The 12483-nt window shown below is 68.2% G+C and carries 14 protein-coding genes; 11 read left to right on the top strand and 3 right to left on the bottom strand.

Annotation, left to right across the window (positions count from 1 at the left end; translation table 11 throughout):
• Window positions 1-68 precede the first annotated feature (68 nt).
• The 4 genes from AC1U2B_RS05295 to AC1U2B_RS05280 all read left to right on the top strand — a co-directional run bounded on the left by AC1U2B_RS05295 (window position 69) and on the right by AC1U2B_RS05280 (window position 4137).
• Window positions 69-569, top strand: a complete 501-nt coding sequence (locus AC1U2B_RS05295; protein WP_260935787.1) for a hypothetical protein — start codon at window positions 69-71, stop codon at window positions 567-569.
• 141 nt (window positions 570-710) lie between these two features.
• Window positions 711-1976 (top strand): aspartate kinase, encoded by a 1266-nt coding sequence (locus tag AC1U2B_RS05290; protein ID WP_260935790.1) that lies wholly within the window; start codon window positions 711-713, stop codon window positions 1974-1976.
• Between the two features lie 2 nt (window positions 1977-1978).
• Window positions 1979-3016: an aspartate-semialdehyde dehydrogenase gene (locus AC1U2B_RS05285; protein ID WP_480215947.1), complete on the top strand. Its 1038-nt coding sequence runs from the start codon at window positions 1979-1981 to the stop codon at window positions 3014-3016.
• Between the two features lie 29 nt (window positions 3017-3045).
• Window positions 3046-4137 (top strand): DUF4185 domain-containing protein, encoded by a 1092-nt coding sequence (locus AC1U2B_RS05280; RefSeq protein WP_480216072.1) that lies wholly within the window; start codon window positions 3046-3048, stop codon window positions 4135-4137.
• Window positions 4138-4144: 7 nt separating this feature from the next.
• On the opposite strand, the gene AC1U2B_RS05275 is transcribed toward AC1U2B_RS05280, so the two are convergent.
• Window positions 4145-4420 (bottom strand): barstar family protein, encoded by a 276-nt coding sequence (locus AC1U2B_RS05275; RefSeq protein ID WP_480215946.1) that lies wholly within the window; start codon window positions 4418-4420, stop codon window positions 4145-4147.
• Window positions 4417-4881 carry a guanyl-specific ribonuclease gene (locus tag AC1U2B_RS05270; RefSeq protein ID WP_480215945.1) on the bottom strand — a complete coding sequence of 155 codons (465 nt, stop codon included), beginning with the start codon at window positions 4879-4881 and terminating at the stop codon, window positions 4417-4419. Before AC1U2B_RS05270 ends, AC1U2B_RS05275 begins: the two co-directional genes overlap by 4 nt.
• Before the next feature lie 161 nt (window positions 4882-5042).
• On the opposite strand from AC1U2B_RS05270, the gene AC1U2B_RS05265 reads away from it, so the two are divergent.
• From AC1U2B_RS05265 to egtE, 7 genes are all read left to right on the top strand, one after another.
• Window positions 5043-5495 (top strand): hypothetical protein, encoded by a 453-nt coding sequence (locus AC1U2B_RS05265; RefSeq protein ID WP_480215944.1) that lies wholly within the window; start codon window positions 5043-5045, stop codon window positions 5493-5495.
• Between the two features lie 93 nt (window positions 5496-5588).
• Window positions 5589-6233, top strand: coding sequence for a sensor domain-containing protein (locus AC1U2B_RS05260; protein ID WP_480215943.1), 645 nt, complete (start codon window positions 5589-5591; stop codon window positions 6231-6233).
• A 139-nt stretch (window positions 6234-6372) separates the two neighbouring features.
• Window positions 6373-7659 carry an ergothioneine biosynthesis glutamate--cysteine ligase EgtA gene (gene egtA / locus AC1U2B_RS05255; protein ID WP_480215942.1) on the top strand — a complete coding sequence of 429 codons (1287 nt, stop codon included), beginning with the start codon at window positions 6373-6375 and terminating at the stop codon, window positions 7657-7659.
• A complete protein-coding gene (egtB, locus tag AC1U2B_RS05250; protein WP_480215941.1) occupies window positions 7656-8954 on the top strand; it encodes an ergothioneine biosynthesis protein EgtB in 1299 nt (432 codons plus the stop codon). The genes egtA and egtB overlap by 4 nt, the downstream gene beginning before the upstream one ends.
• Window positions 8954-9637 (top strand): ergothioneine biosynthesis protein EgtC, encoded by a 684-nt coding sequence (gene egtC, locus AC1U2B_RS05245; protein WP_480215940.1) that lies wholly within the window; start codon window positions 8954-8956, stop codon window positions 9635-9637. Before egtB ends, egtC begins: the two co-directional genes overlap by 1 nt.
• Window positions 9638-9653: 16 nt before the next feature.
• Window positions 9654-10649: an L-histidine N(alpha)-methyltransferase gene (gene egtD / locus AC1U2B_RS05240; RefSeq protein WP_480215939.1), complete on the top strand. Its 996-nt coding sequence runs from the start codon at window positions 9654-9656 to the stop codon at window positions 10647-10649.
• Complete coding sequence (gene egtE / locus AC1U2B_RS05235) at window positions 10646-11779, top strand: ergothioneine biosynthesis PLP-dependent enzyme EgtE (RefSeq protein ID WP_480215938.1); 1134 nt, start codon at window positions 10646-10648, stop codon at window positions 11777-11779. Before egtD ends, egtE begins: the two co-directional genes overlap by 4 nt.
• A gap of 3 nt (window positions 11780-11782) precedes the next feature.
• On the opposite strand, the gene AC1U2B_RS05230 is transcribed toward egtE, so the two are convergent.
• Window positions 11783-12481: a class I SAM-dependent methyltransferase gene (locus AC1U2B_RS05230; protein ID WP_480215937.1), complete on the bottom strand. Its 699-nt coding sequence runs from the start codon at window positions 12479-12481 to the stop codon at window positions 11783-11785.
• Window positions 12482-12483 lie beyond the last annotated feature (2 nt).

The raw sequence follows: 12483 nt of genomic DNA, 5'->3' as shown, positions 1-12483 counted from the left end.
CTGTCCGGGGTCAACGTCCTGGCCAGCCGTAATGGGCACGGCGCTAGCTGTGCCGATACAGTTCGAGCGTGTTGACGAGATGGTTGTTGAGCCTGGACCGCAGCTGGAAGATCGGCATCGCGGTCGCGCTCGCCGTCGTCATCGGCCTGGTGGTGTGGCAGACCGAGTTCCGCGGGCCGACGCCGGAGTGCAAACCGGTGCGCGACATGCTCGATTACAACAAGGCCCAGGCCGTGCAGATCGAGTCGAAGATCGACAAGAACTCGGGCGGGGTCCCGACCATCGCCGAAGAGACGGCCTACCGGGCCTGGGCCGACGGTATGGCTGAGCGGGCGCAGAAGGTGACCGGCGACAAGGTCGCGGCCAACGCGGTGCAGTTGGCGACGCTGGCGTCGCAGTTCGCCTCGGCGCTGGACTCCTACCGGATCGCCGCGCAGGGCCGGGCGCCCGGCGCTCCCGCGCCGACCGAGGCCTACCAGCTGTCGGCGATCAACGTGCAGATCACCGATCAGATGAAGGCGCTGAGCGACGCCTGCCCGGCGCAGCGGAAGCTGACCGACCTCTTCTGACGCGGGCGAGAGTGACGAACGTCTCGCGCGTTGCAGGTCCGGCAGACGACCGGGCAACAAAAACGGCTTCGGCCCTCCCTTATCCTTGGAGCAGCATTGATGCGAATGCTTGCTGCCAATTCAGAGAAGGAAACGCGAACAGTGGCGCTCGTCGTCCAGAAGTACGGCGGATCCTCGGTGTCGAACGCCGAGCGGATCCGTCGAGTCGCCGAGCGGATCGTCGAAACCAAGAAGGCCGGCAATGACGTTGTCGTCGTGGTCTCGGCCATGGGCGACACCACCGATGATCTGCTGGATCTGGCCCGTCAGGTCTCCCCGGCGCCACCTGCCCGGGAGATGGACATGCTGCTCACCGCGGGTGAGCGCATCTCGAACGCGCTGGTCGCCATGGCCATCGAGTCCCTCGGCGCGCAGGCCCGGTCGTTCACCGGTTCGCAGGCCGGCGTGATCACCACCGGCACGCACGGCAACGCCAAGATCATCGACGTCACCCCGGGCCGCCTGCGCGACGCCCTCGACGACGGCCAGATCGTGCTGGTCGCCGGCTTCCAGGGTGTCAGCCAGGACAGCAAGGACGTCACCACGCTGGGCCGCGGTGGCTCGGACACCACCGCCGTGGCGCTGGCCGCCGCGCTGAACGCCGACGTCTGCGAGATTTACACCGACGTCGACGGCATCTTCACCGCCGACCCGCGCATCGTGCCGAATGCCCGTCGCCTGGACACCGTCTCCTTCGAGGAGATGCTGGAGATGGCGGCCTGCGGTGCCAAAGTGTTGATGCTGCGTTGCGTGGAATACGCCCGCCGCTACAACGTTCCGATTCACGTCCGGTCGTCGTACTCCGACAAGACCGGAACCATTGTCAAAGGATCGATCGAGGACATCCCCATGGAAGACGCAATCCTCACCGGAGTCGCCCACGACCGCAGCGAGGCGAAGGTCACCGTTGTCGGCGTCCCCGACGTTCCGGGATATGCCGCCAAGGTGTTCCGCGCGGTCGCCGATGCCGACGTGAACATCGACATGGTGCTGCAGAACATCTCGAAGGTGGAGGACGGCAAGACCGACATCACCTTCACCTGTTCGCGCGAGAACGGTCCGGGCGCCGTCGAGAAGCTGACTTCGCTCAAGGACGAGATCGGTTTCTCCCAGGTGTTGTACGACGATCACATCGGCAAGGTGTCGCTGGTCGGCGCCGGCATGCGCAGCCATCCCGGCGTCACCGCCAAGTTCTGCGAGACGCTGGCCGAGGTCGGCGTCAACATCGACCTCATCTCCACCTCCGAGATTCGAATCTCGGTGCTGGTCAAGGACACTGAGCTGGACAAGGCCGTCGCGGCGCTGCACGAGGCCTTCGGCTTCGCCGGCGAAGAAGAGGCCGTTGTGTACGGCGGGACAGGGCGTTAGTCATGGTGAACATCGGTGTGGTGGGCGCGACCGGCCAGGTCGGCCAGGTCATGCGCAGACTCCTCGAGGAGCGCGACTTTCCGGCGAGTTCCGTCCGGTTCTTCGCTTCGGCGCGGTCCGAGGGCAAGAAGCTGACGTTCCGCGGCCAGGAGATCGAGGTCGAGAACAGCGAGACCGCCGACCCGTCGGGTCTGGACATCGCGCTGTTCTCGGCGGGCGCGACCATGTCGCGGGTGCAGGCGCCGCGCTTCGCCGCCGCCGGAGCCATCGTCGTCGACAACTCATCGGCATGGCGCAAGGATCCCGATGTGCCGCTGGTGGTTTCGGAGGTCAACTTCGACCGCGACGTCCGCGGCAAGCAGCTGGTCAAGGGCATCATCGCCAACCCGAACTGCACCACCATGGCCGCCATGCCGGTGCTCAAGCCGCTGCACGACGAGGCCGGCCTGACCCGGCTCATCGTGTCGAGCTACCAGGCTGTGTCCGGTTCAGGGCTGGCCGGGGTCGACGAATTGGCCTCGCAGGCGCGCGCCGTGATCTCCGGTGCCGAGCAGCTGGTGCACGACGGATCCGCACTGGAGTTCCCGGCGCCCGTGAAATACGTTGCGCCCATTGCCTTCAACGTCATCCCGCTGGCCGGATCGCTCGTCGATGACGGCTCGGGCGAGACCGACGAGGATCAGAAGCTGCGCAACGAGAGCCGCAAGATCCTCGGCATCCCGGAGCTTCTGGTCAGCGGAACCTGCGTACGCGTGCCGGTGTTCACCGGGCACTCGCTGTCGATCAATGCCGAGTTCGCGCAGCCGATTTCGGTGGAGCGGGCCCGCGAGCTGCTGGCCGACGCGGCCGGTGTTTCGCTGGTCGACGTGCCGACGCCGCTGGCTGCCGCCGGCGCCGACGACTCGCTGGTGGGCCGTATCCGCCAGGACCCGGGCGTGCCCGACGGTCGTGGCCTCGCGCTGTTCGTCTCGGGTGACAACCTGCGAAAGGGCGCGGCGCTCAACACAGTTCAGATCGCCGAACTGCTCGCTGCACGCTGATCTTGCGCGCGCTCGCGGCCATTGCGTCGATCTCGACGTTGCTGGCGGCGTTCGGGGTCGCTGCGGCGCAGGCTGATCCGCCTGCGCCGGTGCCGACTCCGGTGCTCAAACCGCTGACGGTCGGCGAGGTGACGCGCATCGGTCCGGTGGCCGGAACCGGTACACCGACAGCCGATTACGGCATCGGGGCGACCGATCTGTGCGAGTTCATGGAGTTCCCCAGCGGCATCCTGCAGATCTGTGGCGACAGCTTCGCGGGACAGGGCGTCGGATTCGGCGGCTGGTTTGCGCCCGTCGCGCTGCACGTCGAGACCGACTCCATCAACTCACCCGACGGACTTCGGTACCGCGGCGTCACGGGCGTCGACAAGCCGCTGCTGGCTGACGCCAAAGTTCCTGGCACATCTCAACTTCCGGCCGGGGTGGTGAGCATCAACCGGGAGAACTACCTGTTGATCACCACCACGCGCGACCTGAAGCCGGCGAGTTCGCGACTGGTCAAGGCCGACCCGGCGCGCGGGTCCTGGCCGACGGTGCCGGGGTCCGTGCGGCCGGCCGGCTACGCCGGGGGAGCGCAGAGCCAGATCACGGGCTACTACGACCCGGTGCCCACCGCCGACTCGCCGCGCGGCTGGGTGTACATCGTCGCCAACAACTTTGACCGCAGCAGCGCGCCCTTCCTGTACCGGGCCACGCCGCAGTCGTTCACCGACCGGTCCAGCTGGCAGGGTTGGTCCGCCGCCGCCGGCTGGGGCAAGCCGCCAACCCCGTTGTGGGGCAACCTGATCGGTGAGATGAGCATGAAGCAGGTCGACGGCAAGACGGTGCTGTCCTACTTCAACAGCAGCACCGGCAACATGGAGGTCCGGGTCGCGAATGCAACGACCGAGCTCGGCTCCGCGCCGGTCACGACCGTCGTCGTCGCCGGCGGCTGGCCGGAGCAGGCCGACGAACTTCCTGTGCCGCAAGACAATCAGCTGGCCCAGCCGTACGGCGGCTACATCTCGCCGGGCTCGACGCTCGACGAACTGCGCATCCTGGTCAGCCAGTGGAACACCAAGCCGCGCGACACCGCGCCGTACCGGGTCATCCAGTTCGCGGTGAATCCGGTGAAGCCGTAGGCGACCGTCAGCGCAGCGCCAAGTCGATTCCGGCGCTGTCGAACACGTCGAGCAGCCCGCTCCAGGTGGCCGAATCCAAGGCCTTCTTGGCTTTTGAGCTGTCGGTCAGTACGAAACGGAACGGCTCGTCGTCCGGGGTGCCGAAGCCGCCGCCGAGACAGTCGGCCAGCGCGTCGAGATTGCTGCCGAAATAGCCATCGGTGCCGTTGACCGCGTGGCCCAGCTCGGTGAAAAGGTCTGCGCGGGAATGGATTCGCGCACCCCGCACGGTGAAGGTCTTCACGCTCCTCCGATCTGGCAGAACGTCTCGTAGTGATCGCCGGTGTAGTAGAACTCCGGTGGGTTGGCCGGCGGTTCACCGCCGGTAATGACGCGCCGGGCACCGCGAGTCTTCGCACCTGGAGTCGGCACGGTGTACTCGTGGTAGTAACCGCGCTGCTGGTTGGGCAGCCGACGTTCGAAATTGCCGAACACGATGCCGTCGCGCGAGTACGGGAACGGCCCGCCGCGGTGGATCAGGTCGACGGTGGTGCCGGCCTCGGCCGGCAGCGACGACAGCTGACAGACGGGCAGCCCGGACTTGCTCCGGGTCGTCGTCGAAGGCCCTGCGGGCGGCGCGTGCGAGGCCGCCGTCGGAGCCGGCCCGGTGAGCACCGCCGACTGCCTGGTACACGCCGGGGTGAGGGTCAGCAGCAACGCGGTGCCGCAGGCGAGGGCCGCGGCGCGCACGGTGGTTCTGGACATCGCACCTTTTCTGCCGCGTTCTGATATCGGAGCTTCGGCCGGCCCCCAAAGCCCGGCCGACGCTCCGGTACACAGCCCACGCTACCGCGCCGCGAGCCTCATAGCTGATTCTTACGCGCAACCCAGCCACCGCAGTGGTTGACGGACGGATCATCGATGACATGAGTGACGAAACCCCTAAAGAAACGCCAGAGACGCCGGATACCCCGACGGACTCGTTCCCGCCCGTAGCAACGGCTACCGCAGTGGCCGCGCCGCCCGCCGAGCACAAGCCGAGCAAGCTCAACAAGGTGCTGGCTTGGGTCGGCATCGTCGCCGGCATCGTGTTCATCGTCGCGACGATCTTCTTCTCCGGCTTCATCCTCGGCGCGCACTCCGGCGGTGGCCACCACGGCTGGCACAAGCACCACCGCGGCCATGACATGTCGGAATTCCGCGAGGGGCACGACGGGCCGCGCGGTGGTGGCATGTGGCATCCGATGTTCCCCGGTGGCCCCGGCTGGCAGGGACCCAGCGGAGGCTGGCAGGGCCCCGGCGGCCAAGGCCCAGGCGGCCCCGGTGGGCAGGGCCCCGGCGGTCCCGGCCAGCCCGGCCCGGCCCAGCCCGGTCGCTGACCTCAGCCTGCATCAAGCGACAGGCCGTGCCCGATCAGGGTGCGGCCTGTCGTGCGTTCGGGCCCGCTGCCGGTGACTGGCATCATCGAAACCATGACTGCGCGCCCGATCTGGTTCACAGCCTGCGTCACCGCTGCACTCGCCCTGGCGCCGGTCGCGGCCGCCAGACCGTCGGACCCCGGCGTGGTGTCGTACGCGGTCCTCGGCAAGGGCTCGGTCGGCAATGTGGTCGGCGCCCCGATGGGCTGGGAGTCCACCTTCACCGCGCCCTACCAGGGCTTCTTCGTCGACCTCCCGGTGTGCAACAACTGGGGCGACATCGGGCTGCCCGAGGTGTACGGCGACCCCGACCTGGCGTCGTTCAACGGAGCCGTAGCGCAGACGACGGCCACCGACGACAGGCACTCGGCCAAGCAGGCGGTGGGCGTCTTCGCCACGCCCGAGGCCGCGGCACGGGCGTTCCACCGGGTCGTCGACCGGACCGTCGGATGTTCGGGGCAGACCACCGCGATGCACCTCGAGGACGGCCGGACCGAGGTCTGGAGCTTCGCGGGCGCACAGGCCGGCCCGACCGACGTCGCCTGGGTCAAGCAGGAGGCAGACACCGATCGACGCTGTTTCGTGCAGACCCGGCTGCGGGAGAACGTTCTGCTGCAGGCGAAAGTCTGCCAATCCGGCAACGCCGGTCCTGCGGTCAACGTACTGGCCGGGGCCATGCAGAACGCCTTGGGGCAATGACGGTGGCCGGGGCGAGTCAGGCCGCGCAGAGATATTGCGCAGATTTTTGTCGGTACCTCATGGCATCGTCGGACGAACACTAGGGAACACCAACCAACGGATGCGGGGGTCGACCCGGATCTCGGAAGGGGATGTTCAGATGGGCACCGCTACCGCCGTGCGTCGACCGCACGCCGAATACCCCGAGTTGTCCAGCGCGTACGGCGCCGCCTTACTGGCCGGCGGCGGGTGCTTGCGGGACGGGCCGGTGGGCCGCGTCGGCCTCGAAATCGAGGCGCACTGCTTCGAACTGTCCGACGTGACGCGGCGGCCAGGGTGGGATGAACTGAGCGAAGCCGTGGCAGCCGTTCCGCAGCTGCCCGGCGGCAGCGTGATCACCATGGAACCCGGCGGCGCCATCGAACTGTCAGGACCGCCGCTGGACGGCGCCGGGGCCGCGATCGCGGCCATGCAGGCCGATCAGACCGTGCTGCGGGAATCGTTGCGGCGCCGCGGACTGGGCTTGCTGCCGCTCGGCGTGGACCCGCTCCGTCCGCAGGCCCGGGTGAACCCCGGCGGTCGCTATCGGGCCATGGAGGCGTTCTTCGCGGCCGGTGGGACGGGTGCGGCCGGGGCGGCGATGATGACCTCGACCGCCTCGCTGCAGATCAATATCGACGCCGGCCCGCGTGACGGTTGGGCTGACCGCGTCCGGCTGGCCCACGCCCTGGGTCCGACCATGATCGCCGTGTCGGCGAGTTCGCCCATGCTGGGCGGTGAGTTCACCGGATGGCAGAGCACCCGCCAGCGGATCTGGGGACAGCTCGACACCGCGCGCTGCGGGCCGATCCTCGGCGCCAGCGGTGACGATCCCGCCAGCGACTGGGCGCGCTATGCGCTCAAAGCGCCGGTGATGCTCGTGCACACGCCCGAGGCGGAACCGGTCACCGAATGGGTGCCGTTCGCGGATTGGGCGGACGGGCGCACGCTGCTCGGCGGGCGCCGGCCGACCGAGGCCGACCTGGACTACCACCTGACGACGCTGTTCCCGCCGGTTCGGCCGCGACGCTGGCTGGAGATCCGCTACCTCGACGCCCTGTCCGACGACCTGTGGCCGGCAGTGGTGTTCGCCTTGGTGTCCTTGCTCGACGATGCCCGGCTGTCGCAGATCGCTTGGGAGGCAACAGAATCGGTGGCCACCGCGTGGGATCAGGCGGCGCGGGTGGGGCTGGCCGATCCGCGGCTGCGGGCCGCGGCGGTGCAGTGCGTGCAAGCGGCTGCCGAGGTTGCGCCGGCTGATATGGCGGGCTCGATGGACCGGCTGCTGCGGCAGGTGACGCAGGGGCGTAGTGCGGCCGACGATTTTGCGGACCAGGTCGTCGCGCACGGAATCGATTCGGCGATCACCGGGTTGGCACTTGATGATCGGCTGAAAGGTGGGGTGTGAGTACGCGCGAGCTGTTGGCCCGAGGGCTGACCCGAGCCCGGGACCGGACTCTGGCCCTGGTCGAGTTCGACGATGCCGAACTGCTGCGCCAGTACGACCCGCTGATGAGCCCGCTGGTGTGGGATCTCGCGCACATCGGCCAGCAGGAGGAACTGTGGCTGCTGCGCGGCGGCGACCCGAATCGCCCCGGCCTGCTGCCGCCGGACGTCGACAGCCTGTACGACGCATTCGTGCATTCTCGCGCCAGCAGGGTGTCCCTGCCGCTGCTACCGCCGACCGACGCGCGCGCCTTCTGCCGCACCATCCGGTCCAAAGCCCTTGACGCTCTTGACCGGCTGCCCGACGAGGCCGGCGCCGAATTTCCGTTCGCTCTGGTCATCAGTCACGAGAACCAGCACGACGAGACCATGCTGCAGGCCCTGAGTCTGCGCAGCGGCCCACCGCTGTTGGGGCCGGGCGCTGTTTTGCCGCAGGGGCGCGCCGGGGTGGCGGGCACGTCGGTGCTGGTGCCCGGCGGACCGTTCGTGCTCGGTGTCGACGCATCGGCTGAGCCCTTCGCGCTCGACAACGAGGGCCCGGCGCACGTCGTCGATGTGCCGTCGTTCCGGATCGGCCGGGTGCCGGTCACCAACGCCGAATGGCGCGAATTCGTCGCCGACGGTGGTTATCGACAGGCGCGCTGGTGGTCCGCCGCCGGCTGGGAGCATCGGCAGCAGGCGGGCCTGGTCGCGCCGCAGTTCTGGAGTGCAGACTGCGCTACGCGAGTCCGGTTCGGTCATGTCGAGGAACTGCCCGCCGACGAACCCGTGCAGCATGTCAGCTTCTACGAAGCCGAGGCCTACGCCGCCTGGGCCGGTGCGCGGCTGCCCAGCGAGGTCGAGTGGGAGAAGGCCTGCGTCTGGGATCCCGCGGCGGGCGCGCGGCGCCGATATCCCTGGGGCGCAAGCGAACCCGACGTGAACCGGGCCAATCTCGACGGCGCCGCGCTGCGGCCGGCGCCGGTGGGGGCATACCCGGACAGCGCGTCGGCCTACGGCGTCGAGCAGATGTTGGGCGACGTGTGGGAATGGACCACGTCCCCGCTGCGGCCCTGGCCGGGATTCACCCCCATGATCTACGACCGGTACTCGCAGCCGTTCTTCGAAGGCACCGGCAGCGGTGACTACCGGGTCCTGCGCGGGGGTTCCTGGGCGGTGGCGGGCGACATCCTGCGGCCCAGCTTCCGTAACTGGGACCACCCGATCCGCCGGCAGATTTTCTCCGGCGTGCGGCTGGCCTGGTCGGTGACCGACTGATGTGTCGTCATCTCGGCTGGCTCGGTGACCCCGTCTCGGTGTCGTCACTGATCTTGGAACCTGCGAATGGCCTGCTGGTGCAGTCCTATTCGCCTCGACGGCAGAAGCACGGATTGCTCAACGCCGATGGCTGGGGAGTCGGCTTCTTCGATGGCGCGACGCCGCGCCGCTGGCGCAGTGCCTCGCCCTTGTGGGGCGATGCGTCACTGGCGTCGGTGGCGCCGGCGTTGCGCAGCGGGTGTGTGGTGGCCGCCGTCCGCTCGGCCACGGTCGGGATGCCCATCGAGCCGTCGGCGTCGGCGCCGTTCACCGACGGCGAGTGGCTGTTGTCGCACAACGGCGTCGTCGACCGGGCGGTGCTGCCGGTGTCACGGTCCGCTGAATCGACGGTGGACAGCGCGATCTTGGCCGCCCATATCTTCGCCGAAGGACTGGACAACCTGGCGGACACCGTGCGCAAGGTCGGGGAGTCCGACCCGTCGGCGCGGCTGAACATCCTGGTGGCCAACGGTTCTCGGATGCTGGCCACCGTGTGGGGCGACACGCTGTCGGTGTTGCGCCGACCCGATGGCGTGGTGCTGGCCAGCGAGCCCTATGACGACCACCCGGACTGGCAGGACATCCCGGACCGTCATCTCGTCGAGGTGACGGCCGCCGGTGTCGAGGTGACGGCACTGGCATGAACTGGAGAGGACCACAATGACACCGAGCAAGACGGCACCGCTGCTGACGAACCATCTCGCCGCCGACTGGGCACCTCGTGCCCTGCGGCGCGATGTCCGTGACGGCCTGTCGCAGTCGCCGAAATCCTTGCCGCCCAAGTGGTTCTATGATGCCGTCGGCAGTGACCTGTTCGATCAGATCACCCGGCTGCCCGAGTACTATCCGACCCGCACCGAGGCGCACATCCTGCATGAGGCGGCCGGTGCGATCGTGTCGGCATCCGGTGCGGACACGCTGGTCGAGCTGGGCAGTGGGACGTCGGAAAAGACGCGCATCCTGCTCGACGCCTTCCGGGACGCCGACGCACTGCGCCGATTCGTGGCGTTCGACGTCGACGAGAACGTCCTCAGCGCGGCGCTCACCCAGCTGTCCGACGAGTATGACGGTGTCGAGATCAGCGGGGTGCGAGGCGATTTCGAGCAGCACCTGGGCGAGCTGCCCGTCGTGGGCCGCCGGCTGATCGTGTTCCTCGGGTCGACGATCGGTAACTTGACGGCCGGTCCCCGCGCGGAGTTCCTCGCGAGCCTGGCCGAGGCGATGCGACCGGGCGACACGCTGCTGCTCGGCACCGACCTAGTGAAGGACACCGCCCGATTGGTCGCGGCCTACGACGACAGCGCCGGGGTCACCGCGCAGTTCAACCGCAATGTGCTGGCGGTGGTGAACCGAGAGCTGGACGCTGATTTCGATCTCGACGGCTTCGAACATGTGGCACGATGGAACACCGAATACGAGCGTATCGAAATGTGGCTGAGGTCCGTTGCCGCGCAACGGATTCAGATACGCGAGTTGGGTCTGTCGGTGGAGTTCGAGGCGGGTGAGGAGATGTTGACCGAGGTGTCGTGCAAGTTCCGCCCCGAGGGCGTCGCGGCTGAGTTGGCGGCTGCCGGGCTGCGTCAGACCGACTGGTGGACCGATCCCGCAGGGGACTTCGGGCTGTCGCTGGCGGTCAAGCCGGACCTGCGGACGTGAGCGAGGCCGATCCCACCGTCGCGCGCCTGTGGCGTGCTGCCCGGCCCAAACCGCTGGGCCTGCATTTCGACAACGCCGCCTGCTCGCGGCAGAGCTTCGCTGTCATCGACGCCGCCGCCCAGCACGCCAGACTGGAAGCGCAGGTCGGCGGTTATGTCGCAGCCGAGTCCGCGGAACCTGTCCTGCAAGCCGGGCGGGCTGCGGTGGCCGCGCTGACCGGGATGTCCGCCGGTGACGTCGTGTTCACCACCGGGTCGTCCAATGCACTCAATCTGCTGCTCAGCAGTTGGGATGGCGATAAGACCATTGCCTGCCTACCGGGCGAGTACGGCCCCAACCTGGTGGTGATGGAAGCCAACGGATTCACCGTCCGCGAGCTACCGGTCGACGAACAAGGGCGGCTCGACGTCGAGGTGGCCGTCGCGCTCCTGCAGAGCGATCCGCCGGCCCTGGCCCATCTGACGGCGCTCGGCAGTCACCGCGGCGTGGCACAGCCGTTGTCCGAGTTCGTGCTGGCGTGCCACGCGATCGGGGTGCCGGTGGCGGTGGACGCGGCACAGGCGCTGGGCCATCTGGACTGCGCGGTGTCAGCTGACGTCATCTACGCATCGTCGCGCAAGTGGCTGGCCGGGCCGCGCGGGGTCGGCGTGCTGGTGATCAGTTCGTCTGTGTCGCACCGGCTTCGGCCGCGCATCCCGCTGCCGGAATGGGGCACACCGTTGCCGGTACTGAAAAGACTTGACCTCGGTGAGGCCAATGTGGCTGCCCGCGTGGCTTTTTCAACGGCACTCGAGGAACACCTGGTGGCCGGGCCGGAACTGGTGCGGGCACGGTTGGCCGAGGTAGGTCGGCTCACGCGGACCGCGCTGGCGGCCCTGCCCGGTTGGCGGGTGGTCGAGAATGTCGACGAGCTCACGGCCATCACCACGTTGGAGCCGACGCGTGGCGCCGACCCGAATGCCGTGCGCGCCAAGCTGATTGCCGACCATGGCATCGTCACGACGGTGGCAGGGATCGACCGGGCACCGTTCGAGCTGAAGATTCCGGTGCTGCGGGTATCACCGCACGTCGACGTCACCGGCGAAGAACTGGAGTCCTTCGCCGGTGCGCTGGCTGCCGCGTCGACCTGACGGTCAAGCCTTGTGTGCCGTGAGCAGGAACGCCGGCATCTTCATGCGGCCCTTCTCGTCGAGGGCGTGCGGCGGCATTTCGAATGTGGGCTGCCCGGGACCAGCGGGCACTCGGCCAGGCATCCTGGCGTGGATGAACGCCGGCCGGATTTCGTCGATCGTCCAGTACTTGCCGACGGCCGCACGCAGCTCGTCCTCGGTGACCTCGTTCGGCTTCTGTTCTGCTTCGGCGGGGAACGCGCCCTTGGCGAACACGAGGATGTAGTACTTGGCGCCCGACGCGGCGGCGCGGAACACGGACTGCTGATAACCGTCGCGGCCCTCCACCGGAATGGAGTGGAACAACGTCGAATCCATGATGGTGTCGAACCGGCCGTCGAACCCGGTGAACGACGTGATGTCGTCCTGGACGAACGTGACGTTGGTCAGATTCCGTTCGGCGGCAGCTTTTTTCGCTGCGGCCACTGCGGTGGGCGTGAGTTCGATGCCGACCACGGTGTAACCGTCCGCGGCCAGCGCGAGTGACAGTTCGGCGTAGCCGCAGCCGGCGTCGAGTACCTCGCCGGTGACCTTGCCTGCGGCGATCAATGCGGCCAGCTCAGGCTGCGGTTCGCCGATGTTCCACGGCGGCGGCCCATCGAATTCGCCTTCTTCACGGTATGCGCTGTCCCAGTCCATCACTTCGTTGGAGGAGTCCGTCATGG

Source organism: Mycolicibacterium sp. P4_G11 (assembly GCF_056555145.1).
This window is presented reverse-complemented; position numbering and strand designations above follow the sequence as displayed.

Coding starts and splice junctions, on each gene's coding strand:
- egtA (WP_480215942.1), top strand. CDS start 6,373: ATGGGCACCGCTACCGCCGTGCGTCGACCGCACGCCGAATACCCCGAG.
- AC1U2B_RS05285 (WP_480215947.1), top strand. CDS start 1,979: ATGGTGAACATCGGTGTGGTGGGCGCGACCGGCCAGGTCGGCCAGGTC.
- egtD (WP_480215939.1), top strand. CDS start 9,654: ATGACACCGAGCAAGACGGCACCGCTGCTGACGAACCATCTCGCCGCC.
- AC1U2B_RS05230 (WP_480215937.1), bottom strand. CDS start 12,481: ATGACGGACTCCTCCAACGAAGTGATGGACTGGGACAGCGCATACCGT.
- AC1U2B_RS05265 (WP_480215944.1), top strand. CDS start 5,043: ATGAGTGACGAAACCCCTAAAGAAACGCCAGAGACGCCGGATACCCCG.
- AC1U2B_RS05260 (WP_480215943.1), top strand. CDS start 5,589: ATGACTGCGCGCCCGATCTGGTTCACAGCCTGCGTCACCGCTGCACTC.
- egtC (WP_480215940.1), top strand. CDS start 8,954: ATGTGTCGTCATCTCGGCTGGCTCGGTGACCCCGTCTCGGTGTCGTCA.
- AC1U2B_RS05270 (WP_480215945.1), bottom strand. CDS start 4,881: ATGTCCAGAACCACCGTGCGCGCCGCGGCCCTCGCCTGCGGCACCGCG.